Source organism: Enterovibrio coralii (assembly GCF_001559595.1).
Taxonomy (GTDB): domain Bacteria; phylum Pseudomonadota; class Gammaproteobacteria; order Enterobacterales; family Vibrionaceae; genus Enterovibrio; species Enterovibrio coralii.
Map to the genome: position 1 here is coordinate 1 of NZ_LNTY01000003.1, position 24,095 is coordinate 24,095.

General features: G+C 46.6%; 23 protein-coding genes and 1 pseudogene. 9 read left to right on the forward strand and 15 right to left on the reverse strand.

Translation table 11 applies throughout. The annotated features are described in order from the left end of the window. Nucleotides 1-114: 114 nt before the first annotated feature. Entirely contained in the window at nt 115-912 is a 798-nt protein-coding gene (locus ATN88_RS00055) for a hypothetical protein (RefSeq protein WP_067409685.1), read from the reverse strand. A 447-nt stretch (nt 913-1,359) separates the two neighbouring features. Beyond that, entirely contained in the window at nt 1,360-2,868 is a 1,509-nt protein-coding gene (locus tag ATN88_RS00060) for a DUF3360 domain-containing protein (RefSeq protein ID WP_067409687.1), read from the reverse strand. Nucleotides 2,869-3,370: 502 nt separating this feature from the next. On the opposite strand from ATN88_RS00060, the gene ATN88_RS00065 reads away from it, so the two are divergent. Further along, nucleotides 3,371-4,309: a 2OG-Fe(II) oxygenase family protein gene (locus ATN88_RS00065; protein ID WP_067409689.1), complete on the forward strand. Its 939-nt coding sequence runs from the start codon at nt 3,371-3,373 to the stop codon at nt 4,307-4,309. 63 nt (nt 4,310-4,372) lie between these two features. Here the strand turns inward: ATN88_RS00065 and ATN88_RS00070 are convergent, their stop codons facing one another. Beyond that, entirely contained in the window at nt 4,373-4,903 is a 531-nt protein-coding gene (locus tag ATN88_RS00070; protein WP_067409692.1) for a hypothetical protein, read from the reverse strand. 291 nt (nt 4,904-5,194) lie between these two features. On the opposite strand from ATN88_RS00070, the gene ATN88_RS00075 reads away from it, so the two are divergent. Further along, nucleotides 5,195-5,743 carry a YbhB/YbcL family Raf kinase inhibitor-like protein gene (locus ATN88_RS00075; protein WP_067409694.1) on the forward strand — a complete coding sequence of 183 codons (549 nt, stop codon included), beginning with the start codon at nt 5,195-5,197 and terminating at the stop codon, nt 5,741-5,743. Nucleotides 5,744-5,808: 65 nt separating this feature from the next. Here ATN88_RS00075 and ATN88_RS26320 read toward each other — a convergent pair whose 3' ends face one another. After that, complete coding sequence (locus tag ATN88_RS26320; protein ID WP_232312636.1) at nt 5,809-6,054, reverse strand: ribosomal protein L7/L12; 246 nt, start codon at nt 6,052-6,054, stop codon at nt 5,809-5,811. Then, a pseudogene (locus tag ATN88_RS00080) lies at nt 6,037-6,792 on the reverse strand (transporter substrate-binding domain-containing protein); the annotation flags it as partial. The gene ATN88_RS26320 and the pseudogene ATN88_RS00080, both read right to left, overlap by 18 nt. Nucleotides 6,793-7,011: 219 nt before the next feature. Between ATN88_RS00080 and ATN88_RS00085 the strand changes: the two are divergent. Continuing rightward, nucleotides 7,012-7,968 (forward strand): AEC family transporter, encoded by a 957-nt coding sequence (locus ATN88_RS00085; protein ID WP_067409699.1) that lies wholly within the window; start codon nt 7,012-7,014, stop codon nt 7,966-7,968. Nucleotides 7,969-8,039: 71 nt separating this feature from the next. Here ATN88_RS00085 and ATN88_RS00090 read toward each other — a convergent pair whose 3' ends face one another. The 7 genes from ATN88_RS00090 to mngA form a co-directional block, all read right to left on the reverse strand. After that, nucleotides 8,040-9,323: a ferredoxin reductase family protein gene (locus ATN88_RS00090; protein ID WP_067409701.1), complete on the reverse strand. Its 1,284-nt coding sequence runs from the start codon at nt 9,321-9,323 to the stop codon at nt 8,040-8,042. A 144-nt stretch (nt 9,324-9,467) separates the two neighbouring features. Next, nucleotides 9,468-10,133, reverse strand: a complete 666-nt coding sequence (locus tag ATN88_RS00095; RefSeq protein WP_067409702.1) for a TVP38/TMEM64 family protein — start codon at nt 10,131-10,133, stop codon at nt 9,468-9,470. A gap of 9 nt (nt 10,134-10,142) precedes the next feature. Beyond that, nucleotides 10,143-10,532, reverse strand: coding sequence for a DUF2141 domain-containing protein (locus ATN88_RS00100; RefSeq protein WP_083539374.1), 390 nt, complete (start codon nt 10,530-10,532; stop codon nt 10,143-10,145). 51 nt (nt 10,533-10,583) lie between these two features. Then, complete coding sequence (locus ATN88_RS00105; RefSeq protein WP_067409704.1) at nt 10,584-11,315, reverse strand: SDR family oxidoreductase; 732 nt, start codon at nt 11,313-11,315, stop codon at nt 10,584-10,586. An 87-nt stretch (nt 11,316-11,402) separates the two neighbouring features. Then, entirely contained in the window at nt 11,403-12,014 is a 612-nt protein-coding gene (locus tag ATN88_RS00110; protein WP_067409706.1) for a Crp/Fnr family transcriptional regulator, read from the reverse strand. A gap of 269 nt (nt 12,015-12,283) precedes the next feature. Next, nucleotides 12,284-14,938, reverse strand: coding sequence for a mannosylglycerate hydrolase (gene mngB / locus ATN88_RS00115; RefSeq protein ID WP_067409708.1), 2,655 nt, complete (start codon nt 14,936-14,938; stop codon nt 12,284-12,286). Nucleotides 14,939-15,112: 174 nt separating this feature from the next. Continuing rightward, entirely contained in the window at nt 15,113-17,053 is a 1,941-nt protein-coding gene (gene mngA / locus ATN88_RS00120) for a PTS 2-O-a-mannosyl-D-glycerate transporter subunit IIABC (RefSeq protein WP_067409710.1), read from the reverse strand. Nucleotides 17,054-17,313: 260 nt separating this feature from the next. On the opposite strand from mngA, the gene ATN88_RS00125 reads away from it, so the two are divergent. Then, entirely contained in the window at nt 17,314-18,039 is a 726-nt protein-coding gene (locus tag ATN88_RS00125) for a GntR family transcriptional regulator (protein ID WP_067409712.1), read from the forward strand. A gap of 23 nt (nt 18,040-18,062) precedes the next feature. Here the strand turns inward: ATN88_RS00125 and ATN88_RS00130 are convergent, their stop codons facing one another. Continuing rightward, nucleotides 18,063-18,968 carry a LysR family transcriptional regulator gene (locus tag ATN88_RS00130; RefSeq protein WP_067409715.1) on the reverse strand — a complete coding sequence of 302 codons (906 nt, stop codon included), beginning with the start codon at nt 18,966-18,968 and terminating at the stop codon, nt 18,063-18,065. Nucleotides 18,969-19,091: 123 nt separating this feature from the next. Here ATN88_RS00130 and ATN88_RS26325 point away from each other — a divergent pair, with 123 nt between their 5' ends. Together ATN88_RS26325 and ATN88_RS00135 are read left to right on the forward strand one after the other, a co-directional pair. Continuing rightward, the gene (locus ATN88_RS26325) at nt 19,092-19,406 is read left to right on the forward strand and encodes an MBL fold metallo-hydrolase (RefSeq protein WP_232312633.1); all 315 of its coding nucleotides are present in this window, start codon (nt 19,092-19,094) and stop codon (nt 19,404-19,406) included. Then, nucleotides 19,364-20,065: an MBL fold metallo-hydrolase gene (locus ATN88_RS00135; protein WP_232312634.1), complete on the forward strand. Its 702-nt coding sequence runs from the start codon at nt 19,364-19,366 to the stop codon at nt 20,063-20,065. The genes ATN88_RS26325 and ATN88_RS00135 overlap by 43 nt, the downstream gene beginning before the upstream one ends. Nucleotides 20,066-20,364: 299 nt before the next feature. On the opposite strand, the gene ATN88_RS00140 is transcribed toward ATN88_RS00135, so the two are convergent. Continuing rightward, nucleotides 20,365-21,105, reverse strand: a complete 741-nt coding sequence (locus ATN88_RS00140) for a LysR family transcriptional regulator (RefSeq protein ID WP_232312635.1) — start codon at nt 21,103-21,105, stop codon at nt 20,365-20,367. Between ATN88_RS00140 and ATN88_RS28045 the strand changes: the two genes are divergently transcribed. The 3 genes from ATN88_RS28045 to ATN88_RS00150 all read left to right on the forward strand — a co-directional run bounded on the left by ATN88_RS28045 (nt 21,084) and on the right by ATN88_RS00150 (nt 23,194). Beyond that, nucleotides 21,084-21,881 carry a DegT/DnrJ/EryC1/StrS family aminotransferase gene (locus ATN88_RS28045; RefSeq protein ID WP_269748080.1) on the forward strand — a complete coding sequence of 266 codons (798 nt, stop codon included), beginning with the start codon at nt 21,084-21,086 and terminating at the stop codon, nt 21,879-21,881. The two genes, ATN88_RS00140 and ATN88_RS28045, sit on opposite strands and share 22 nt — an antisense overlap. A 10-nt stretch (nt 21,882-21,891) precedes the next feature. Beyond that, complete coding sequence (locus tag ATN88_RS28050; RefSeq protein ID WP_269748081.1) at nt 21,892-22,416, forward strand: PLP-dependent aminotransferase family protein; 525 nt, start codon at nt 21,892-21,894, stop codon at nt 22,414-22,416. Between the two features lie 100 nt (nt 22,417-22,516). After that, nucleotides 22,517-23,194 carry a tRNA (adenine(22)-N(1))-methyltransferase gene (locus ATN88_RS00150; protein WP_067409719.1) on the forward strand — a complete coding sequence of 226 codons (678 nt, stop codon included), beginning with the start codon at nt 22,517-22,519 and terminating at the stop codon, nt 23,192-23,194. Nucleotides 23,195-23,544: 350 nt separating this feature from the next. On the opposite strand, the gene ATN88_RS00155 is transcribed toward ATN88_RS00150, so the two are convergent. Then, entirely contained in the window at nt 23,545-24,081 is a 537-nt protein-coding gene (locus tag ATN88_RS00155) for a nucleotidyltransferase family protein (RefSeq protein ID WP_083539375.1), read from the reverse strand. Nucleotides 24,082-24,095: the final 14 nt, after the last annotated feature.

Genomic DNA, 24,095 nt, shown 5'->3' on the forward strand with positions numbered 1-24,095 from the left:
TTAAGGTGTGAGCAACACTACCACGGAATTAAACCATACCACCGTAAACACGAAACCCAACGATGGAATGAAAAATGCCAAGTGTTGGGAATCACTCTTAAATGCTTTGTTATATTAATTATCTTCCCAGAAATCATCACCGTCTTCTGGACCATCTCTCAAGCCCACAATACCCAAATAAACTAAGATTGGTATAGTTTTTCTATTCGCACCACCTTGTATATCATACGCTGTCCAGCTCAAACTTAACCCCCACACAATTGGACCTAACCATTGAGCCCACCAAGGAAATTTTGTTGCCAAAGCTTCAATCAGTTTTTTGGCTGCTTCTTTACCTATAAATGCAGCTAAAGCAGCAATTGCTATTCCTTGAATCAAAGTAGCGGTTACTTCCGGACCAACGATAGATAGCAATAGAGGTAGAAATCGCGTTTTATTGTCTTTGAACTTTTTAAAAAACTCTTCTCTCGCGGTTTTGTTAACCCCTGCTTTTTCCAAAAGCTCTCTTTGTTCTTCCTCTTTCAATGAAAGGAAAGTTTTTTCAACTACTGCCTTGGTTAAGCGCTCCAGTTGAGACTCTGCGTTACCGATAAACTTTTGTTTTACTTTTAAAACCTTGCTAACATCATCTATGATTTCATAGATTGAAACACCTGCTACATCTTCATTTTTGAAGTACTTTCTAAAAGCAAATGCAACATCCGAACTACCAGCATAACGAATTTCTTTCTCTAAGAACTTACTTAGTGCTATTTTTGAGTTCCGATTACTCTGATCACTTTCAAACCGTTTAATGTACCCATTTAGCTCTTCATCAGACGAAAAATTAATATAACTATCTGTTTGTTTAGCTAAAAAATAGAAGTCTTCTAATTCACACTTCATTAGAAGATTCGTTAATTCATACGCCATAACTTCCTCAAATTAATATAACAACTTATTAGCGGGTGACTTGCCCGTTTAGTACAAACTCGGGACGCCCGATTAGTCCGCGTACAGTTGTGCCAGCTTACCATATAGCTGATTAAAATCAGTGAGTTGAGTTTTATAGTTGCAACTTGAATGAGAGAAAACGGGCGTCCCGTACTAAAAAACAGCTCATTTTTACTATATTCATCTCACTGTGTATTTATACAGATGAAATGCATGAGAAAAAATTCAGACCTTGTGGGATGATTCGAGCAGTCAGATGGTCGAATCGCTAACTCACTTTGGGGCAGAAACGGTTTAGACCTAATGAACTAAACCGTTTCTATCAGGTTAAAAGAAGCACCTTCAAATCATAAACTCACATTATGAGCCTAACTACGCAACTGTTAGGCTGTATTGGCTGCTGGTTTAAAAGCACTTATTCAAAGGTTAACGAAAGCTTGGGATAATCGCTGGAATCCCCGGCAGTAGACCAACCAATGCCATTACGCTGGTTAGCACAATAAACATAATTCCAGGCAATACCCAACGGCTCATTTTACTAAGCTCACCGCTACGTTCTTTACAACCGACTAAGCCTAAGTTATCTAACAGCATGGTAAGAGACCAGCCAAATGCAGGGTTAACGAGCGTTGAAGAAAACACAACAATCGCCGCCGATTGTGTGGTTTTCCCTTCACGCGTCATTTCCATTCCCGCTTCCAGCAATGGGACAAATACCCCAACAATGAGCGCAACACAAAGTACAGGTTGCCATATGGCTAAATCCATTGGGTAGCCCCAAACAGCGGCTATGATACAAAACAGTGCTGTCAGCAAAGCACCAGCTGGAATAGGACGTTTCGCGATAGCCGCCGGAACGATATAAGTACCCCACGAAGAAGTAAAATTAGTGCCACCAAGCAGAGAGCCGAACGTCTGACGAATTGAAGCTGTGGTCATGGTGTCGTCAATGTTCATATGTACTTTTTCTGTACGTTCTGGATAGCTGATTTTTTGAAACACTTGATGCCCTAAAAAATCTGGCGACCACATAGCTACGGCTAAAATGGCAAACGGCAATACCACCATGAAATGTTCAATCGTAGGCAAACCCAGCATCCAACCTGTGTCTTCTCCCCACCAATACATAGGGTTCATATTGGGTAAACCGGGCTCGGTTTGAAATGAAAATGGGGCTCCCATCGCAAACGCTAACGTACCACCGAGCAAACAACTAAGAGGCACTGCTAGCCAGCGCTTACGAAAATGCTCCAATAATGCATACAAAATAATAGTGCAAAGGATCACGACAAAAGCAATGTGACTCATCCCTATTCCATCAGCCCAAGCGAACAGATTTTTCACTTGAGAAACGGTTCCCACAAAGCCAAGGTAGAGCAACAAACCGCCACAGACGCCTTTACTGGTGAGGCTTGCCAACATGCTGCCACCTTTACTGATGGCTAAGATCAAGCCAAAAGCACCAATGAGCACCCCAAAAGCCATGGGATGACCACCTGCTGCAACGACAATAGGAATTAAAGGGATGAGTGGGCCGTGTGTGCCTGCGAGGTTGGCGGTTGGCAATAAAAACCCAGAGAAAAGAATAATGAAAACAGAGGCTATGAGTAACTCATACCGAACATTTTCTAGAATAAAGCCTTCATCTAGCCCAAGCGCGCCGGCAAACGTTGCTGCAATGGCACCCACCATCACCACTTTACCAATGGTACCTGCCATCGCAGGGATAGTGTCTTCTATCTCAAATCGATAATCTTTAAACGGCAAATTGGGACGCCAACGTTTAGGTGCCATGATTTGCAGCTCGTGCTCTAAATATTGTTCCCGGGTATCAAATTCCGATCTTGGTTTATGTTGTTGTTCATAGGTGAGTTCGCCTTCATTGGCTTGAGGCTTATCTGTTCGTAAGTGTAGGGACTCTGAAGCACTGCTCATTTTGATTCCTTTCGTTCACACTCTAAGGTGTGTTTTTTAGCCAGTGTTAATTACTCACTAAACGAAGATTAAGCGAGTAGTTGTCTATATTTTTTCTGCTACACGAATTCGATGACTGATTTTTATGAACCCTTGAGATTTAGTTGCTAGTACCTTATACCAAATGAAAAAACACAAATAGTCTCAGACAGTTAGACATTAGTCGTAGGGTATGAATGCCAAGCATGGGCTTTGTTATGGAGCTCTATAGAACTCGCCTCAAGGGCTTTGAGGAAAGCGACGTTGAAGGTTACAACGCATCGTACTAACGGAAAGCGCAGAATATGGAGAAAGATGCCTTTGGCGGTGGATATTCGTACTCACGACCACTAAAACAACATTATTTAGAAATTCTTGAAACTGTCTTTTCTTTTAGCCCATTTATCATCAACAAACTGTGTAATACGGTTATCCCATCGCCGTCACTCAGGCAAAACGGACAATAAGAATGGGAGAAAGAACGATGAGTCATGCAGCAATCGTCAAAGACCGTGTATCGCTGAGCACTTTAGATCAAGCACGCAACCTCGCCCTGCCTTCACGAGAAGAAATGTTGATGCGCACTCCTGCGGTACAACAGTTTTGGGACAACAACCGTGAGTTACTCACCAGTGCATGGGCTGAATGGGAAAGCACTGAAGAAGGTAATGCGTTCAAGCTTGATGAGTCTTTACTCAATGCCAAACTTCGTGATGCAGTGAACAAAGCATGGGAAGATCCGACAACAGAATTGAACGTAAAAGACTTGTGGGAAGAAGTCGCACCGGATGTTTTCCAATGCCAGTTTTTCGACCCTGAACGCTTGGCAGAACTGCGACGCTATCTGGAAAACGTCGCCAATGCAGAGATTCCATTGCGTCCACCTTATGGCATTGCACTAAACCGACATGGTGCCATGTTGGACAAGCGCTCAGAGGGCTATTTGGCAGCGCCGGCGTTTCAAGCGTTCTATCAATCATTGATGGACAAGTACATGCGACCTGTCGCCCGCCTGCTTTTCCCCGAGGTAACGGGCTACGACTCGCAAACCTTTGGGTTTTCGATTCAATATCAACCAGGTGTCGACACGTCTTTGCGACTGCACACTGATGCATCCGCAGCGACCATGAACATCAACCTCAATCTGCCGGGCGAGACGTTTACTGGCTCAGAGATTGATTACCTTGACCCATACACTCGCGAGGTTCGTCGACTGAGCTTCGAGCCAGGTATTGCGATGATTCACCGAGGCAGTGTTCCACACGCTGCACAACCTATCACCAGTGGCTCGCGCACCAATATCGTGTTGTGGCTGTATGGCGATCGCATGCAAATCCCTGTTCGCGGTATGACCCAACAGGTTGATGCGAAGACACGCTGGACTGTTCCTGCTTCCACGCCGGATAGCTACGCGCCATTTTGAAACAGAAAGCCCAGCTCTAAGCTGGGCTTTTATTGTTTAGGGCAAGTGGCACGCAGTACGAATCTATTGGAGGGGTTTGTTCGGTCGCTCTTCTCGATAGCAATGGTGTAAGATACTATCTATCTGGTTTCCAACCAGTAATCTAAGAGCTGGTGAGTAGATTTTAGAATCTGGTCCTAAGATCGCGTCTACATCCTTACTCCAAATTTCTTCTAATGTTTCGACCTCGTCTGAAGTAAGGACAAGTAAATTCTCTGGAGCTTTCTTGCCTAACGACTTGTAGGAGAGCTTAACCAGAGTGTTTGCGTATTTCACCCCCAGCTTGGTGGATAGAAATTCATCTGTGGATGTAACTTGTTGATGACTATAGTTCTCAGTTAGTATCGATGAGTATGTTTCTACCAAAAAGTCATCTTGTACGTTATTCATACAACTTACAAACATAGCTGGAGCAACGCCATTTGAAACACCATCGGCAAGAGCCAGCTTTAAGCCTACAAAATTCAATCTTGAAAAAAACTCAGCGGTCGAACCATTTACAGCACTTGGACTAGATAACACTAGTGTTCCGATAAACATATATACGTATTTCATATCCTTGAACCTAGTAGATTAATAAGGGGCACTACCTACCAACAAGATTGAGATGCCTTTATCACTGTGTTTCTAAGAAAAATACCCCACGAGTAAACCCCACGTTGATTATCATACTAGAGTCTAGGTCACATCCCCTTTTGCACCCAGTAAGTATAAATTCAGATAGCTAACTATTTTCCCATTGCGTGTGTCTCTGTCGGATCATTTTCTTATGTCTTAACGAGGAAACACTGGCTTAGACCTTTAGGTTCCATACTTGCTGCACCTCTTCGACACAGGTACAGCACAATGAGAACTCTAACCCTCTTTCTTTCCGTTCTGTTCTTTACTCCTATTTCCTTTGCCATGACGCTAACCAGCCCGCAAATCACCGAAGGCGAAACGTTCAACAAAGGGCAAATATTTAATGGCTGGGGCTGTAAGGGCGATAACTTGTCCCCTGAACTACTTTGGAAAAATGCGCCTGAAGGCACCAAGAGTTTTGCCGTGACCATGTATGACCCCGATGCGCCGACAGGCAGTGGTTGGTGGCACTGGGTAATGATCAATATCCCAGCCAATGTAAATGGGCTAGCACTGAATGCAGGGAAAGAAGGTGGTGAACACATGCCTGAAAAAGCGCAAATGCAGCGTAATGACTTTGGGTTTGTTGGTTATGGCGGCGCGTGTCCTCCGCCAGATGCGCCCAAACACAACTACCAAATTACGGTTTACGCGCTGGACGTCGAAAGCTTAGGTGTTCCCGCTGACGGCTCCCCTGCTCTCGCCGGATACTACATTCTTCAACACCGTATTGGCGAAGCGCAGTTAATCGCGCCAACCAACGCACGCGAGTAATCACATTTCAAAAGTGACCGGATTCTACGGCACAAAAAGGGAGCCATTACAGCTCCCCTTTTCCCCTATTGAACCGGCTTTATTTCTATCGTAGCACCGGCCTCTTTCAAGGCTGCTGCCATCTTCTCTGCATCACCTTTGGCCATGTTTTCTTTGAGCACTTTTGGAAGCTGCTCAACAACCGTTTTCGATTCAATCAAGCTAAGACCCGTTGCGTCTTTAACCGCTTGAATGAGGGCAACTTTGTTTCCATCAGCCGCGACAAGAACAACCTCAAACTTCGGTTCTGCAACGAGTTGGTTTTTCTGCATCAGCTCAGTCTCGATGCCTTTAAGCTTCATTTCATCAATCGCAAAATTCACCGCATTGAGCAGACCTTGCTCGCCTTTTGGGATGAGATAACCAAACTGGCTGCGCGTGAATGGATCATCACAGCGCGATGCTTCCAATTTGGCGTCGGTGACTTCGTAGAAAAAACCTTCTGGCGTTTCAGTGACCATCACATCGACATCACCCGCCGCGACTGCTTTAGGCACATCAAGGTTGTTTTCAAACTTGGTGAAGGTCGCGTTTGGTAAGTTCGCTTCAGCGAACTTCTCATTGGTTCCCCCAATGTTCACGCCCACTCTTACAGATGGCGTGTTCACTTTTTCAAGCGTGTCATACTTACCCGCGTTTCCTTTGGCAACGAGAAAACACTTCCCGAATACCATGTAACCTTGAGTCTGTTCGGCGTTAAGTTGACGCTGCATTCGTCGGGTTATCCCGCCCATCGCAATGTCGTATTTGTCTTCTTTCAGTCCGTCCAAAAGGCCTTTCCACGTTGTCGGCACAAACTCGACCTTTACCCCAAGCTGCTCCCCTAAATACTGCGCAACGTCGACGTCATACCCGGAATAGATTTCGCCGTCATAAAACGAAAAAGGTTTGTAGTCGCCAGTGGTGCCGACACGTATGACGCCTGCTTCGAGGATATCGTCCAATTGATCAGCTACAGCGAAACTGGAAAGGGATAAGGCAACCGTTGCGATAAGATGTGATGCTTTCATGGTGATAGGTCTTTTTTGATTATTGGTATTTTTAATCTATCAACCTCGCGGTGGTCATTGGGTCTAAGTATTGAGGATTAGGGTGTTTTCCTTTGTCCAACTGGCGACCATCTAGCTTGCCCTCCAGCCAAACCAGTCATTAACAATAAGTAGGTTGAGTATTCGCACTCAAATAGCGTAAGTTTGACGTTAATACTCTTTGGACGAGACAAAAAGAAAATGGCGAACATGATGGAGCAATTGGCGTTTTCCCTTTCTCTTGTCGCGCCCATATTTTTCATCATTTCTCTGGGTTTCATTTTCAAAAGAATTAAGTGGATTGATACCCACTTTATCGATATCACCTCTCGGCTGGTGTTCAACGTTGCCCTGCCAGCCATGCTGTTTTTAAGTATTGCCACCGCTGACCATAATTTCTCTCAGGCTACGGAATTTCTGGCTTTCTCGGTGGTAATGACGGTCGCTTTCTTTGTGTTTTGCGTTCTCTCAACCAACTTGGCTTTCAAAGACAACCCAGACAAAGGCGTTCTCATACAAGGTAGCTTTCGCGCTAACACAGCCATCATTGGCATTGCATATGTCGAAAAGGCGTTTGGTAGCCAAGGGCTTGCCTTAGCGGCTATTTACGTCGCGGTGATTACGGTAGTTTTCAATATTCAAGCCGTTATCTGCTTATCTCCGCGCGCGGCGGGCTCTAAGCTGCAATCGATAAAAGTGATATTCCTGAATCTTGCGAAGAACCCTCTCATTATCGCCATCACGCTCGGCGTTGTCGTTTCGCTGCTCAATATCACCCTCCCGCCAGTGGTTGTCGACACGGGCAATTACCTCTCTCGGATCGCGCTTCCACTTGCACTCTTGTGCACAGGTGGCAGTTTGGACTTTCGAATGATGAGAGACGAAAAAGCTTCTACCTGGTTTGCTGCCTCTAACAAACTGATGGTTGCGCCTTTTGCCTTTACCTTGATTGGCTATCTCTATGGATTCAGAGGGATTGAGTTAGGGATTTTATTCTTCATGAACGCCGCACCTGTTGCGGCAGCAAGTTATGCAATGACGCAGGCTGCGGGTGGCAATACAACCTTGAGTGCTAACATCATCGGGCTAACCACCTTGTTTTCGAGCATCACTGTCTGTTTCGGCTCCTTGGCTATGAAGATATTGGGGCTGATTTGAACGGCAAATAGCAAACAAAGCCGCTATAAAAGCGGCTTTGTCGGTCATTTTGCTGATTGAAGAGATGGCTGTTACAACGCACCACGGAAATCAAACAGCTCGTAATGTGTGTTGTTTTTAGGCATCCCCAGTTGTTCCAAGCCTTCTTGCATCGTTTTTCTCACTTCAGGATTGCCACAAAAATAGAGCGCAACTTGCTCAATATTACCTGATACATCTTGCGCGATTTTCTCTGGCGTCAAACGGCCATCTTCCGAATACACAATGTTCAGAGAGACGGTTGGCAACCCGGCGGTCAATTCCTCCAGCTCCGCTGCAAAGATGGCAGCTTCGGCATTTTTTACGAGGTAATAGAGCGTCACTTTCGGTGCATCTTTCTGCTCACTATTGAGTGACTGAAGCCAAGCAATAAAGGGTGTGATGCCAATCCCTGAGCCTATCCAAACTTGTTCTTTCTCTTTTCGATTTAGACGAAAACGGCCATATGGCATATCCAACCGGATCATTTGTCCGTTTTCCAAGTGCTCATATAGTGTTTTGGTGTAATCACCCAACGCGGCGACCGCAAAGACGGGCTTGCCACCATGTTCACTGCTGGCAATGGTAAACGGATGCGGCTCGCTGATGATCTTGTCGTTGTGCAACACAGAGATAAACGCAAACTGACCGGCTTCCCATTGCGGCTTTCCTTGCAGCGTTCTAGTGTTAAAACTCACTATGTTGTTACGCTTCGTCACCGCTTCTACTTTGGCGATGTAGTGCTTACTGGTGTCTTTCCCAAACGCATAGTAATACCACGCCCACACGCCTATCACTGCGGTCAAATTCATTGCAATGCCCGCAGGTGACAACAGCTGAAAAGGCCTTACCGCAAACAGGTAGTGGAATACGGAAATGAAGAACACCAGCCCCATCAGACGATGGCTCCATTTCCAGAGGTGATAAGGCAACATGCGCATGAAGCTCACTACAACCAATACCAGCAGCAGCCAAGTTGCCCATTCACCGGTATCTGAGCCTAATTCAATTAAGCTCGTTTCTTCTCGTTCGACGTCGGACTGTGGGACTAACCACCAGTGCATGAAAATCGAAAAGACAGACCACATTCCCGCCCATCGATGCGCTTTATACACTCGGTCCAACCCACCAAAGATGGACTCTAAGATCTCCATTCGTGTGGACAGAATGAATGCCAAGGCCATCCCCACCAGCGCGTTTGCGGCGAAGAATGCTGCAACCCAACGTTGAAGCGTCAACTCCTCTGGCAATAGGCTTCCTATACCTACAAAGCTCAGTATAACCAGCGCAGCAACCAATATGTTTTTCTTGTTATCTAATACAAATTTCAGTTTCAAAAGACATGCCCATCAAATGTTCACAAATTTCCCGAATGATTAGAGAGAGTTCTACATGTGAAATATAGTCACGAACATGTGAAAACAACGTGAAATTCGAAGCTGTCTCATTTGTGAAACTGACATTTTCTCCTGCTGAGTGAGCTATTGCGTACTAACGGGTGTTTTCAGCAAAAAGTGTTTCAAAAGCCCCCAACCAATCCAGAAAAATGCGGTTAAGGCGGTGGCGGTTAAAATTGCGGGCATCGGATTCTCTAGGGTACTGATGGAACCTGCATACGCGGCGATGAAGGTATAGGGCAAATTCACCGCACACCACGCCAGCAAGAAGGTAATAAAGCGCATGCGGCTGATGCCTGACATGCAGGCCGTCACTTCAGGAAGAATCGGCATGGCGCGAGAGAGAAGGATCATTAGAATGCCATGTCGTCGAAACTGCGCGCGAAGTTCTTGGCGTTTAGCGTCATCTTTCACCACCAGATTCACCAATTTCTCGCCATACAGTGCACTCAAGGCATAACCGCACACGCCTGCGAGCAAGGTGCCAGAGAACGCCGCGAGCCAACCAAGTTGAGCTCCGACAAAGTAGCCACCTAGCATCATGATCGACAGTGTCGGCACCGCGATGAAAAGATCCAAAAACAAAAGGAAAACAACCGCAACCACCACGGTGAACGCACTTAGCGATTGTGCCTGAGCCAACCACGACTCAATTTGGTCAAGACTCAACCAGCCCATCGCATTTGCGACAATGAAGGTGGAGGCAAAAAAGAGAGCCATTATTCCCATTAATTTCAGTAACGATGTCATAGCCCCTCCTTACGGGTAACGAACAGTAATCACAATTGGCGAAGCAACGCTGTTTCTATCAAGTCTTGCACTGGCAAAGCTTGGGGCTTTGAAAGTAATTCTTGCGCCATTCGAAAAGCCCAACCCTTCTTTTGGCCAAATTCCGGTCCAATTCTTAGTGACGCGACCATCTTCGTCTTCGTCATGCAGTACCTTGACTGCAAACACTTGAGGCGTTTCATCAAAGGTGACGACTTGCTCTGTTTTAGTCGTATTCAAGCTGATAATTCGCAGTGCCTTATCGTGTTGCTTTGGAAATCCTTCTTCGGCGAAAAGCATCACCAACACCTTGCCCGGTCGAGACACATCAATTCCTTTAACGGCAATGGTGACTTTGCTTTCTGTGGCATTTGTACTCATCGCAATGGCTCCTATTAACATCAATCCACACGCTGATTTCTTGGTTTTCATCTATGACCCTTTCAGTAGTTTGCGAGCAGCAAAAGGCGCGATAGCAAACAGAACTCTGAGTACACGCGTTGCGCCAATATCAAAGTCCTTATCTTTTTGCTCAATGCCCTCAATCATTTTTGATGCCGCCAATGTTGCCGATATCTTGTTGCTGCCCCGCCCTGCCGTCATTTGCGTTTCCACCAAAGGCATAAACACTTGCTGCACCTTGATCGGAGAGCCTTCAAATTGGTATCTCAAACTTTGGGACAAAATATTGAGCGCACCTTTCGTCGCGCAATAAACCGCAGAAGACGCTTTAGGCACGAGACTCAACGCCGAATTCACGTTGATGATTTTCGAGGATGAAGCGGACATTAACGAAGGCAGTAATCCGTGTATCAAGGCACACACGGCAGTGAGGTTAGTGTCGATTTCGTACTGAACAGTGCTGAAGTTGAAGTGTTTGTCGTTGAAATAAGGCGCAAACTGCACAGCCGCATTATTAATTAACACGTCTATTTGAGGGTGATGTTTCCCTATCAAGCTCGCGAGTCGATAAACCTCTTTGGTGTTCGAGAGATCGACCTGATAAGCTATAACGGACGGGTATTGTTCTTTTAACGCATCGAGTTTTTCCGAGTCGCGCCCGAGAACAATCAGTTGATTAGCATGAGAGAGTTGATCAACCAACTGGCGACCAATACCTGACGTTCCACCAGTGAGAACAATGGTTTTGTTGCGAAGTTCCATCCTGACTTCCTCTGTAATTCCAATGAAAGTCAGGATATCTGTGTCAATTCGTCAGCACTTTAACAAAGGTTAAAAGCACCCATTTATTTAATTTCGTTGATAGTGATTCTGTACACCGAGTTTCGCGCGAATACGGGAAAGTGACACTTCAGTAATGCCGAGGTAAGACGCAATGTGATAATTCGGCAGCGACTCAGCAAGTTCTGGCTGCGTATCAACAAACTGAACGTAGAGTTCGGTTGGGGAATGCAAAAGCAAGTCTGCTTCTCTTGCTTCCTTTTTCAATGCTAATGCAGTCACCATCTGAAGAAACGCATTTTTCCAACCCAGCGTGCCCTCACTAAGTGCCTTTAGTGCTTTCGCCGAGATTTCAAAACACACAGCGTCCGTCAGTACCTCGCAGCTAAATCTTGCGGGCAACCCTTTTGAGAAAGAAGACAAGCATGCAGAGACATCCGCACGTTGCAGGAAAGATTTGTTTCTTCGGGTACCATCTGGCGTGAGATAGAAGTTACACAGAGTGCCCGCACAGACAAATCGGACTTTATCTGCGACATCACCCGCTTCAAACAGGCATTCGCCTTTGGCAATGTGTTTCAGCGCACCTTTATCGACAAACGCTTGCCACTCTTCATCCGTCAGGCTAAACACCGAACGAAACCCCTGCTCAAACTGTGCCAGCATGTCTTGGCTGTTCATTCCCTTTCCCTGTTTGTTGTTTGGGTAAACGCATGAGTATTACGCATTATCGAACAGTCTCGATCTTATTGATCCCAATAAGGTTTACCGTCAAATCTTGCTGCGAGAAAATCAATCAAGGTTCGTACCCGGCGAGAAAGGTGCCGTGTTTGCGGGTAATGCAGTTTTCAGCGATCAGTCTTTGAGAGTACCGAGAAACAATACTATTGGCACAAGAGGAAGAACAAGGAGAAAGGCTTGCTCTTTGGAGAGAGCAAGCCTTTGATGGTTTAGAACGTCACTTTGAAAGACTTAACTTGGCAAGGTTTTAACGTGCCGAATGATTCTGCAGGAACCTCGCTGGGCACTACTGCTTCATCCAGTTGAGTCTCTTGCCATGATGTCACATCAGAGCTGAAAGTAACTGAATCAGTGATCGTTACGCTCTCCGACGGGTTGTAAACACGCAGGATCAATGCTCCATCATCTTCGGCTTTCTTCAGCACGCTTAGCACGACTCCGTCCAGCGACTTATTTAATAGGCTGTAAGTCAGTGGTAGGTTTTGCTCACCAACGTTTAGCTTCATCGCGTTGTAAGGGATCTTGTTGTAACACTGAATTGGCGTCACGTTGTCACGCGCATGGGCCATCACATTTGCTTCGATATGGTTACCTGAGAAGCCAAACAGTGCAAATTCACACACAATCTTGCCGCGAACTTGTGAGTCTGGCGTTGGGATCTTGATCCCTGACGGACGACCAGGACGCAGCAGCAACTCTTCTTTGCCAAGGGTGCCGATACCACGCAACAGTGTCAGTGCGAAGGTGTCACGCTCTTCATTGCCTTTGCTTGAAATCACTTCAAACTCGCGCAGACCATTTGTCATTAGTGCCATACCACCTTGCGGGTTTTCTACCGCCGCAAAGTTCATGAGCTGATAAACAGGTACAGGTGCTTCTTTCCAGCCTTCCGCTTCCCAGTTTTCCATTTCAGGGTCGTTGGTTTGGCGAGTAATCAAGCCAAATTGGTTATCCGCAACCACAGTCTCTGATACAAATGGGGTTGGAACCAAAACACGTACACGATGATCGTCCGCTTGGTTATCCAGTTCCATGCGCACTTCGATGCGGCGTGTGCCTTGCTTAAGTACCACTTGGCAGTTCACATCAAGGTAACCAGTCTGGCCCGAACGCGCTTCACGCTGCTGCAAATCCTCTGGCAAGTTCATGCGCAACTTGATGTTAGCAACCGATTGGAAACCTTCGTGTTTCACATTCACATCGGCTTCGAACTCATCCGAGTACAACAGCCACTCCTCGCGAGACGGTGAGTAGTCATATTCATCGCCATCATCTGAGCCATCTTCAATACGCAGAGCTTGCTCATAAAGGTGCTCTGTCTCTTTGTCGAAGATGTTCAGTGTGCCGTTCGCGTTGACGTGGATACGGTAGAACTCGTTTTCCAGCACATTGTCTTCATTAGAGATAACATTCGACTCAACGGCTTTTTGCAGTCCTTTTTCATGACCTTGGATGTGGAAGGTGGTGAAGCCCATCGCTGGTACTGTATGTTTGATCTGAATGTCATATTCGATAAACGGGTCATAGTTACCATAGTGAACGATTTGGCGGTCAATCTTACCTGGGTCAATCACGCGCTGATCTTGGATGAAGTACTCTACTGGCGAACCATTTTCATCAAAAATGTTGAACTGCTCTGCGCGAATAGTGATCGTGGTGTTCACGACTTCCCCGCGCGCATACGGTGACAAGTTGAACAGTGCGAGCTTATCGCAGCCTTCTCGGGCTGGCATGTGATCGACAATCTTACGTTTGTAGAAGTTGATCAGGTTGGTCGCCATGTCATCAGCCAGAATGTAGCGGTTCAAGATTTCTGCGTGGACTTTATCCGAGCAACAACATCCAATCGAGTCATGAGCATGGTTTTTCATGCTCTCTTTCCACATTTTCTCGATCAGACCGTGGTGGTACTCAAAGCCCAGTTTCCAAGCGATTGAAGCCAATGGCTCAAGAATGTTGACGATCTTGTTTTCGACTTCTGCGTGGATCAGTTTAATGTCCATGCGTGTTGACGAAATGGTGCGGTGAACACGCATGTATTTACCGTCGTTGAATTCGCCTTTGACGGTATCCAATTGGTCGCGAATCGCTTCAATGCGCTCGAAAACCTCTTCATAACGGCTCATGACAAATTCTTTGTCAGGGTATATGTCGCGCAGCTTATCCATCACCTCGAAAATATCTTGCTGGATAGGCATTTGGTCGTGACCGTTTGGCAGCAGGATGTCTTTGGTAACCGAAGGTTTTTCAAGCACAGGGAAATACTTATCCAAGCGTGCACGCAGTCCAGCTTCATCTTGAGGCAGGTATTTACCAATCGCATAACCTAGTGGCAGCACTTGTGCAGTCACTTCACTGCCGTCGTTTGATTGCCACAAAAATTCGGTTTTGTCCGTGCCATGACGCTCCGAGCAACCACGCCAGAACATCGCGCGATCGATACCAAATCCGTTGTAGATGGCAGGCAGTTGAGAGCTCATAGAAAACGAGTCTGGGAGATAGCCGATTTTCATTGGTTCGCCAAGCGCGAGACAGTCACGCAGTCCGTACAGCATGTTACGCACGATTGATTCACCAGAGACTTGCATGGTGTCGGTTTGCGAGTACCAAGGCCCGACAATCAGTTTTCCATTTTGAACCAACGCACGCACACGCTCTTTGTTTTCAGGTTTGATCGCGAAGTAGTCTTCCAACACCGCCGTTTGGCCATCAAGCACGTAATATTTGTAATCTGGATCGTTCTCCAGACGCGTCATGATTTCTTCCATGTTGTTCACGAGCAAGATACGGGATTCTTCGGTGGTGAAATACCATTCACGGTCCCAGTGCATGTGCGGAGTAATATGAACGCGAGATGTAGTCATAGTTGTATTACCTATAGCGCGATATACGTTAGCGAGCATTTGCTTAATCCGTATAACGCGCGAAATTTGAAAACAAAAAAGTCGGAAGACCAAAAAATTTTTACGCTTTCGCGGAGTGATTTTCCGCGAGCTCTAATGTGGACACAGTCCTGCTGCGTCCACGGTTATTGAGCATTAGTTTGACGTAGCAACTTGAACGTCAAATTGACCGCGTTTTACGGCGTGTGCACGCCATGCGATAAGCATTGCAGTCGAAATTGCTGTACCAATTAGTGCCGCACCTAGCCAGATTGCACCCGCACCTACTGCGCCAATTTCTGGGGTGTAATCAAGTAGGAACAATGAAACGATACCAGCACCCGGTGCTTGCAGACCGATGCCCGCTGCGCCCACGATGGCACCACATACTGCAGAGCCGACTAGGAACGAACCAATCACGCGAACAGGGTCTTCAATTGCCATTGGGATAGCACCTTCCGTAATACCAGCCAGACCGAGAAGCCAAGTGGATTTACCGGTTTCAATTTCAAAGTCTTTAAACAGACGAGGACGAAGCATGGTTGAAAAGGTGACGGTGAATGCAGATACCATTTTCACAGAAGCAAAAATTGCATATGGCACAAAGTTACCGTTTGCCATCGCACCCACACAGAAGAGATACGCGGCTTTGTTGATTGGGCCACCCAAGTCGGCAGAGACAAACAGACCAATCACTGCACCGAGAATAATGGCGTTAGTACCAGACAAGCCATTGAGGAAATCTGTCAGCCCTTGGTTCAACCACGCAACGGGCTTACCCACGACAAACAACATCAGAGAGCCAACTACCAAAGTACCCAACACTGGATAGAGGTAGAACGTGAGAAAACCGTTGAAAGCTTGGCTAACACGCACGTTTTCTTTTACCCAGCGCATGAAGTAGCCTGCAAGCAAACCACCCGCGACACCACCAAGGAAACCCGCACCAATCAGGTTCGCCGCAAGACCTGCTGCAAAGCCCGGACCGAGTGCTGGTTTATCCGCAAGCGAATAAGCGGTATAGGCTGCCAATACCGGCACCATGAGCGTGCCCAATAGGCCACCACCCAGCTTACGGTACATGTTCAGCCAGCTACCTGCTTCGTTGTAAAGCGCAAGCATTTCAGGACTGATACGCGACAGCAGAACTGCAATCGCCAACACAGTACCACCAGCCACAATGAGCGGTACGGCAAACGAAATACCTGACAGTAGTGCCTGTTTGACGTCGGTTTTCCAAGAGTTATGTTTCTTAGGTGCATCAGATGCGATCGCACGCTCCGCGCCAGATCCATTTTTACCCGCTTCAATCGCCTCTTTTAAAATGCGTTCTGAATGGCGAATTGGCTCTGCAACAGGTACTTCAATGCGAGGAATGCCGTCAAAACGCTCAAGCTCTTTGATGGCGACTTCGGCTGCAAATACAACGGCTGTTGCACGATTAAGTTGGTCCGCGGTTAGGCGATCCTCAATACCGTTTGCGCCTTGCTTTTCCACATGGACATTAATGCCGAGTTTTTTACCGGTTTTTTCTAAGTACTCGGCGGCCATGTAGGTGTGTGCGATACCTGCTGGGCACGCAGTTACACATACAATTGTTGGAGAATTTGTATCAATGATGTCTTCTTGATGTGCTTTTTCTTCTTCTTTAGAAAACAATGACAGCAACTCTTCCGCATTCGTTGCTTTTAGCACAGCTTCCCTTACATCATCATCAACGAGCGTAGTGGTAAGTTCTGTCAGCAATTGAATGTGCGTTGAACCTGCTTCTGCATTGGGGATGGCAATTAAGAAGATCAGGTTTACGTCTTCATCTTCGTCCAACCCCTTCCACTTGAGGTCTTCTTTCAATGTAGCAACAGCAAACGATGCTTCTTTTACCGCATCGCTTTTGCCGTGAGGTACCGCAAGGCCTTCGCCAAGTGCCGTTGGCCCCTGCTCTTCGCGAGCAAAAACAGCATCTAGAAATTGTTGTTTGTCGTACAACTTACCTTGTTGATCAAGTTGTTCCGCCAGTGCAAAAATCGCTTCTTCACGGCTGGTGAAAGTCGTCTGAAGGTTAATCAGCGATGGGTGGGTTAAAGCGGGTAGGTTCATAACGTGTGTCCCATTTTCACGGTATCGTTCAATACATTGCTGTCCTAACAACAACGCTGCGAATAATACCTATTAAATACAAACTATCTGAGATCGGGATCATAAAAGGAAATATTTGTATTATTGTTGTATTAATTTGTATTTAAATTAGAATACAAACTTGTCTTGAGATCTCTAAGTTGTATGATACGAAAGAGATAACCCTTCCCTATGACTTGGATTTCTTACGACGAGCCGAGCGGGATATTAGAGAGAGTACAATGGCGAGGCTACCCCTATATCGAAAGATTGCCGATGAGATTCGAAACAAAATTGGCACCGGTGAGTACAGAGTTGGAACTGCGCTTCCTACAGAAGCACAGCTAAGAGAGGCGTTCTCTGTTAGTCGTGTGACAGTGCGTCAGGCAATTAAACTTTTGGTCGAAAATGGGGAGCTTGAGAGCAAGCAAGGCAGCGGGACATACGTAAAAGAGAGTAAGGTCAATTATGACATCTATCAGCAAACCAGTTTTGCTGAAAAGTGGGCACATTTAAACTCCAGTATCCGCAGTGAAATCCTTGCCTTTGAAATCCGCCCCGCCTCGCTGACAATGGCTGAAAATCTGCAAATCAACGAAGGGGACCAAATTTTCTATGTCAAACGTGTTCGTTTTGTTGATGACAACCCAATCACCGTAGAGGAAACTTGGCTGCCAACGGACATGTTCCCTGACTTGACTTACCAAGTGATGCAAGGCTCAAAATATGAGTTTATCGAGCAGCAGAAAGGGTTAGTCATTGACCGCAGCGAGCAGGAAATCATTCCAATCCTTCCGCCAAAAGAGATTGCAGATCTTCTCGGCATCGATCCTTCTCAGCCTATTATCGAGAAACGCACTCGCGGTCACCTTCATGACGATAGTGTTTTTGAATATAGCCGAAACTATTTTAAATCAAGTGATTATAAATTTACGCTAGTCGCAAAACGTAAACGTCATTCTGAATAGGCCTAACTTGAACGGTAGCGTTCTTATTGATCCCAATAAGGTTTACCGTCAAATCTTGCCGCGAGAAAATCGATCAAGGTTCGTACCCGGCGAGAAAGGTGTCGTGTTTGCGGGTAAATGGCATAAGCATTTAGCTCACCAAACGCATTGCCGGGCAAAATGGTTTTCAAACGCCCTTCTTTGAGGCCTTTGTGAACGACGAAAGTCGGCAAGTGCGCGATGCCCATCCCTTTCTCTACCGCAGACAACAAGAATTCGCCACTGCTCGCTTTTAAAACTGGATTGATTTTCACTTTTTGCTGTTTTCCGCTTGGCGTCTCGATGCGCCAATGCGAGACATCTTTACTCAAGCTATACACCAACGCTTGATGGTTGATGAGATCATCAAGATTTTCTGGCTCACCATGTTCTGCAAGGTATGCCGGACTTGCGCAAAGTACATGTCGGATAGACGCGATTTTTCGGGCCAGCAGGGTGGAGTCTGGCAATTCCGCAATGCGAATCGCCATGTCATAGCCTTCTTGGATTAAATCCACTTTTCTATCGTTGAAGTCGAGTTCAAATTCTATTTGTGGGTGTTCTTGCAAGAAATCATTAATAGCATCACCGATGTGCAAAACTCCGAACGTCGAGGGCACAGCCAGCTTTAAAGGGCCTTTTAACACGCAATGTGCCTGAGACGTCGCTTCTTCTGCTTCTCGCAAGTCTTCCAAAATGCGTAGGCAATGCTTGTAGTATTCCGCGCCCGTATCGGTGGTATGCATGGTGCGCGTGGTGCGGTGAAAAAGCTGTACGTTGAGGTGCGTCTCTAACTCTTTTAAGCGGCGGCTTACTGCAGACTTGGCAATGTTCATACGATCTGCTGCCCCACTGATACTGCCAATCTCCACAACCCGCACAAAGGTTTCCATGTTCGCTAGCTTATCCATGCCTTCCTCATTGTTCACTTTTCAAGAACAGTTATTTACTCGGAGTGCTGTTTATTCTCCATCCTAGCATTTGTAGAGTGGCCGAGTCGCTTAAGGACAAAGACACAAAGCAAGGATCACATTATGAAAAAGACAATAATTGCTCTCTCAATGATCACAGCCACTTTCAGTGCCGCTTCAGTGCTTGCCAATGACCCAGTTTGGGATGCCAACAAAGTGCAACTGGTGAGCGAAAAGCTAGGGGAAGGTGTTTACGCCTACTACCCAAGCGATGCCAAGCAGCTTGAACAGAAAGGTCTGCCAGTTGCCACCAGCGGCGGTTTCGTTGTCGGTGACAAAGGTGTGCTAATCATCGACACCATGTTGAATGAACGTCTGAACCAACAAGTTCAGGCATGGTCGCGAAAGAAGCGAAAAAGCCAATTATCTACGCTGTAAACACCAGCTTTCACGGTGACCACTCCTACGGCAACATGTACTTGCCAAAAGACACCAAGATCATTCAGCACGAAGTGACGCAAGACTATATCGACCATCACTTTGAACAAGACACACAGTTTATGATGCAGAACTTTGGTCAAGGGCGAGGCATTGAAGAAATCGTCCCTGTCGATGCAGACATTCTCGTCGGTAAAGGCGGCGATATTAAAGTCGATCTTGGTGGTAAGTCTGTTGAGATTATCGACTTTGGTTTCGCACAAACAGGTGGTGACTTGTTTGTTTGGGAACCAGAATCTAAAACCATGTGGACGGGTAACCCGATTATCACGGTAAAACCATCACTGCCTTGGCTACTCGATGGTCATCTGCTGGAAACCTTGGCATCGCTGAAAGCGATGAAAGCCTTCTTGCCAGAAGATGCCACGATTGTCCCTGGCCACGGTTCGCCAATGACGGTTGAAGATATTCAATGGCACATTGATTACTTGGAAGCGGTCAAAACGGGTGTGCAAGAAGCGATAGATGAAGGTCTATCACTGGGTGAAACCGTAGCACGTGTCAAACTCCCTGAGTTTCAGGGCTACGCACTGTATGGCTGGGTACATCCGGGCTTGAACGTTCCCGCCGCATACCGTGATTTGTCAGCGAACAAATAAGATTGAAAAGGCACGCTTGAAGTGCCTTTTACTTTTACCATAGAAAGGAGTTCTATCGCTCTTTGCAAGACGCAGTGAGCCAATCAAAGAAATGCATGGCAACTGAATGCTCGCGACATGCTGGGGAGCTGTACAAGTAATAAGCCCCACTCTCAATTGGTGTCACTGAGCTGTCCGGCCACGGTACAAGTTCACCTGACTTTAAATACGGCGCAATGAGCTCATTCGCCCGACCATCACACCTTGCTTATCCAACACAGATTGCAGCAGTAATGAATAGAGACTGGCTCGGCGCGTGTTCACGGCAATTTCGGGAAACTTATCGCGCCAATAACGCCAGTCATCATCCAATTCATGTCTTGATAAAAGGTGGGCGACGCATCATTAAAACCTTTTTCGCTCACCGGCAGCAGGTATTCAGGCCAAAGTTTTTGCCAAGAACCACCGGGATCATGCTGAAAATAACCCAGTGCCAAGTCTGTTTCTTTGGGCTGACCCGAAATGGTTGAAACTGCCGTAATTTCAACCTCATGGTTTGGAAAGGCATGATGATAATCGCCCAACCTTTTATGAAGCCAAAGCTGAGCCACCGCATGTTGCGTTGCCAATTTCACAGGCTTTAGCCTCCCGCTTCGCACCTGCTCCACATCCCGCTCAAGGTGAGCCAGTGATTGACGAATCAGCGATAAAAATTCTTGGCCTTTTGCCGTCAATGACACGCCTTTTCCATGCCGCGAAAACAATTCAACACCTAAGTTCGCTTCAAGCTTTTTCACCTGATACGCAATCGCGGCAGCGGTCAAGAATAGCTCCTCACCTGCCCTTGCGAAGCTCTCGTGCTCCGCCGCGGATTCAAAAGCAATCAGAGAATCAAGCGGCGGTAGGTTTGAAAATCTGACCGATTTCATTGCTCTATGCCCAAAATAATTTTTGCCTTGGATAAAAAATAATCTATTTGTTTGAGACAAACGATTTTGTTGAGATGAGTTTGAGATCAGACGCATCAGGAAGCCGACAAATGACCTACCAAGCAAAGCCATGGATTGATCCAGCACTTAACCAATTTGCGATAAACACCCTTAATGAATACAAAGGGGAATCAGCAGGCGAACTCGTCAACCAGATTTATGCGCTTGCAGAAGAGAACCGTCATATCCATGAAATGGCGTGTATTAACCTCAACCCTGCCACCAACATCATGAACCCCAAAGCGGAAGCTTTGCTTGCTTCTGGCATCGGCTCCCGCCCGTCATTGGGTTATCCCGGCGACAAATATGAAATGGGGTTGGAGGCCATTGAGAAGATAGAGCTTATTGCCGCTGATTTGGCGTGCGAGATTTTCAATGCCCGTTTTGCAGAAATCCGCGTTGCATCCGGCGCAATGGCAAACCTTTATGCCTTTATGGCGACCAGCAAAGCTGGCGACACAATCCTTGTTCCACCCGCGTCGATTGGCGGTCATGTCACCCATCATAACGCAGGTGCCGCAGGGCTGTTTGGCTTGAACATTGTCGAAATGGCCGTCGATGCAGAGCACTATACCGTCGATATTGACGCTGTTCGCCAGCAAGCCAAGGCACTGAAGCCTTCATTGATAACCATTGGTGGTAGTCTGAACCTCCTTCCCCATCCGGTTAGCGAACTTAGAGCCATTGCTGACGAAGTTGGCGCAAAGCTTCTGTTTGATGCGGCCCATCAATGCGGGATTATCGCAGGGAAAAGCTGGCCCAACCCGCTCTCTCAAGGAGCACACCTAATGACGATGAGCACTTATAAAAGCCTAGGCGGCCCCCGGGGGATTGATCGTCTCAAATGACGCAGAACTGATGGCAAAGATTGATGCGATTGCATTTCCTGGTCTGACGGCGAACTTTGACGCCGCAAAGTCTGCCGCGCTGGCGGTATCGTTACTTGATTGGCGCGAGTATGGCGAGGCATATTCAACGATGATGATTGCGACGAATCACGCATTGGCAATGGCCTGCAAAGATGAAGGGCTGCCCGTTTTTGAGGTGGCATCTGATGGGGGTAAGACGCCTTCGCTCTCTCACCAATTTGCTATCGAAGCAGCACGTTTTGGTGGCGGTCAAACCATGGCGAAGAAACTCAGACAAGCCAATATTCTCACTTGCGGTATCGGTCTTCCTGTCTCCCCCGTAGACGGCGACATGAACGGTTTGCGCTTTGGCACGCCAGAAATAGTTCGCGCTGGCTTTACCGTTGAAGACATGGCAACAGTCGCACGACTGATTGCTGACTGTTTGTATGACAGAATGCCAATGACAGAGATTGCCCAAGCCGCAAGTGAACTTCGGAGCCGCTACCAGACGTTAGCATTCGTTCAGCCATAGATAAAAATTCTTTGTCCGGGTCGAGAAATTAATTCGTTCGACCCGATTTTCAATATCCGTAGAATGCTGCGCTTTCCGACCAAGAGTTAGCGAGCACATATTGAAAATCGGCAAACGTTTGAATCAATTGCATGACATGGTGAATGAACCCTATGACCATATTTGGGATTGTTGCTGTGACCACGGTTTGCTCGGAGCCGCATTACTCAACTCGCAACCCACTGCGCACATCCACTTCGTTGATGTCGTCCCAACGCTGATCGATGCGCTCTCAAACCGGCTCAAACTGCATTTCCCAGAAAACTATCGCTGGGAAGCCGTTTGTATGGATGCAGGGCAACTGCCTTTGGCGACCTATTCAGGTCGACATCTCGTCATCATTGCGGGTATTGGCGGTGATTTGATGATGGATATGCTCTCTACCCTACAAGGCAAGAACCCAGATTTAACCTTGGATTTTCTGCTTTGCCCGGTACATCACCAGTATGCATTGCGCGAGTTGTTGATTGCACGACAATTCAAGCTCAAAGAAGAAAAGCTGGTTGAGGAAAACAGCCGTTTTTACGAAATGCTGTTAGTAACAACACATGATGACAGTAACACGTTGCCTGACGTCACCCGCACGGGTTCTCGTTTATGGCTGTCAGACAGTGATGCTCAACGTAAAGCATGTGAAAACTACTTGGCGAACACCTTGGCGCATTACCAGCGAATTCAACGTGGTAAACCTGAGCAAGTCAGCGACATCGTGACGGCTTACGAGCAAGTCAGGATTTAAGTGAAATTGTGGGAAAGAAATTGCGCGTTCTAAGGTCTTCTATGTTGCAGGTAGTGAAAAACGCTTGTTCTCCAAAAAAGAATAATACCCGCAGCGTGACCATCTCCACGTATTGCGAATAACATTCCCTCCATTTTGGCAGCCTTACGGCTGCCACTTTTATTCCAGCCACTCACGATATGCGGTTTCTGCATCGCCCAGATAATCCAATATCCAGTTAATCGCGGGATTTTCTTTATCTGTTCGCCAAGCGATACAGCACGGGCTTTTGTCTGGCAGTTAAATCAGGTCTTTCTCCACCAGCTTACTTTTCTTAAAGTGCCTGCCCCTACTAATACCAAAACGCTTTGTTAGGGCACAATTCTCAAAGATGACCACCTTACTAGCCACCCTTTTGAATTTACACGGTTATAAAACGTATTTAGTGATCTTCTCGGGTTACGTGTGACACAGAAACCAAACAGTGATTCATAGCCAAAAGCTGAGATACATTCATAGGTTTCAGGTGAGATTTGTCTGACAGCAACAGCCGTTTCTTGCTCTGGCCAGTAGCTCATTGCATCCAATGAGCTACAATATGGCAAGTCACCATTTCGAACGTGCATTACTGCTTGATTGCGGACTTGCCAGTTAATTTGTGGCATTTGCTGCTTGAGCTGAAATTCATAGGCTAAATAAGCACTAGGGTCTTGCTCATTAGATTCGAAATAGATTACATCAACATCGTTCAAAGGGGCTGCAACCTCAAAGCCATGTAGCGAATCCCATACGAGATTTCGAACAAAACCAGCTGCAATATAGCATTGAGGTAGACCAAGTTGAGAAACGTAGTTTAAAGCTTCAACTCTGATTGGATCTTGTTTGATTAATTCTACGATTCTATCCATTTTGCCTTGTGCCC

What these genes read in the sequence shown, in the direction of transcription:
- ATN88_RS00055 (WP_067409685.1), bottom strand. Translation starts at nt 912, where the DNA reads ATGGCGTATGAATTAACGAATCTTCTAATGAAGTGTGAATTAGAAGAC.
- ATN88_RS00060 (WP_067409687.1), bottom strand. Translation starts at nt 2,868, where the DNA reads ATGAGCAGTGCTTCAGAGTCCCTACACTTACGAACAGATAAGCCTCAA.
- ATN88_RS00065 (WP_067409689.1), top strand. Translation starts at nt 3,371, where the DNA reads ATGAGTCATGCAGCAATCGTCAAAGACCGTGTATCGCTGAGCACTTTA.
- ATN88_RS00070 (WP_067409692.1), bottom strand. Translation starts at nt 4,903, where the DNA reads ATGAAATACGTATATATGTTTATCGGAACACTAGTGTTATCTAGTCCA.
- ATN88_RS00075 (WP_067409694.1), top strand. Translation starts at nt 5,195, where the DNA reads ATGAGAACTCTAACCCTCTTTCTTTCCGTTCTGTTCTTTACTCCTATT.
- ATN88_RS26320 (WP_232312636.1), bottom strand. Translation starts at nt 6,054, where the DNA reads ATGCAGAAAAACCAACTCGTTGCAGAACCGAAGTTTGAGGTTGTTCTT.
- ATN88_RS00085 (WP_067409699.1), top strand. Translation starts at nt 7,012, where the DNA reads ATGGCGAACATGATGGAGCAATTGGCGTTTTCCCTTTCTCTTGTCGCG.
- ATN88_RS00095 (WP_067409702.1), bottom strand. Translation starts at nt 10,133, where the DNA reads ATGACATCGTTACTGAAATTAATGGGAATAATGGCTCTCTTTTTTGCC.
- ATN88_RS00100 (WP_083539374.1), bottom strand. Translation starts at nt 10,532, where the DNA reads ATGAGTACAAATGCCACAGAAAGCAAAGTCACCATTGCCGTTAAAGGA.
- ATN88_RS00105 (WP_067409704.1), bottom strand. Translation starts at nt 11,315, where the DNA reads ATGGAACTTCGCAACAAAACCATTGTTCTCACTGGTGGAACGTCAGGT.
- ATN88_RS00110 (WP_067409706.1), bottom strand. Translation starts at nt 12,014, where the DNA reads ATGAACAGCCAAGACATGCTGGCACAGTTTGAGCAGGGGTTTCGTTCG.
- mngB (WP_067409708.1), bottom strand. Translation starts at nt 14,938, where the DNA reads ATGACTACATCTCGCGTTCATATTACTCCGCACATGCACTGGGACCGT.
- mngA (WP_067409710.1), bottom strand. Translation starts at nt 17,053, where the DNA reads ATGAACCTACCCGCTTTAACCCACCCATCGCTGATTAACCTTCAGACG.
- ATN88_RS00125 (WP_067409712.1), top strand. Translation starts at nt 17,314, where the DNA reads ATGGCGAGGCTACCCCTATATCGAAAGATTGCCGATGAGATTCGAAAC.
- ATN88_RS00130 (WP_067409715.1), bottom strand. Translation starts at nt 18,968, where the DNA reads ATGGATAAGCTAGCGAACATGGAAACCTTTGTGCGGGTTGTGGAGATT.
- ATN88_RS26325 (WP_232312633.1), top strand. Translation starts at nt 19,092, where the DNA reads ATGAAAAAGACAATAATTGCTCTCTCAATGATCACAGCCACTTTCAGT.
- ATN88_RS00135 (WP_232312634.1), top strand. Translation starts at nt 19,364, where the DNA reads ATGGTCGCGAAAGAAGCGAAAAAGCCAATTATCTACGCTGTAAACACC.
- ATN88_RS28045 (WP_269748080.1), top strand. Translation starts at nt 21,084, where the DNA reads ATGACCTACCAAGCAAAGCCATGGATTGATCCAGCACTTAACCAATTT.
- ATN88_RS00140 (WP_232312635.1), bottom strand. Translation starts at nt 21,105, where the DNA reads ATGGCTTTGCTTGGTAGGTCATTTGTCGGCTTCCTGATGCGTCTGATC.
- ATN88_RS28050 (WP_269748081.1), top strand. Translation starts at nt 21,892, where the DNA reads ATGGCAAAGATTGATGCGATTGCATTTCCTGGTCTGACGGCGAACTTT.
- ATN88_RS00155 (WP_083539375.1), bottom strand. Translation starts at nt 24,081, where the DNA reads ATGGATAGAATCGTAGAATTAATCAAACAAGATCCAATCAGAGTTGAA.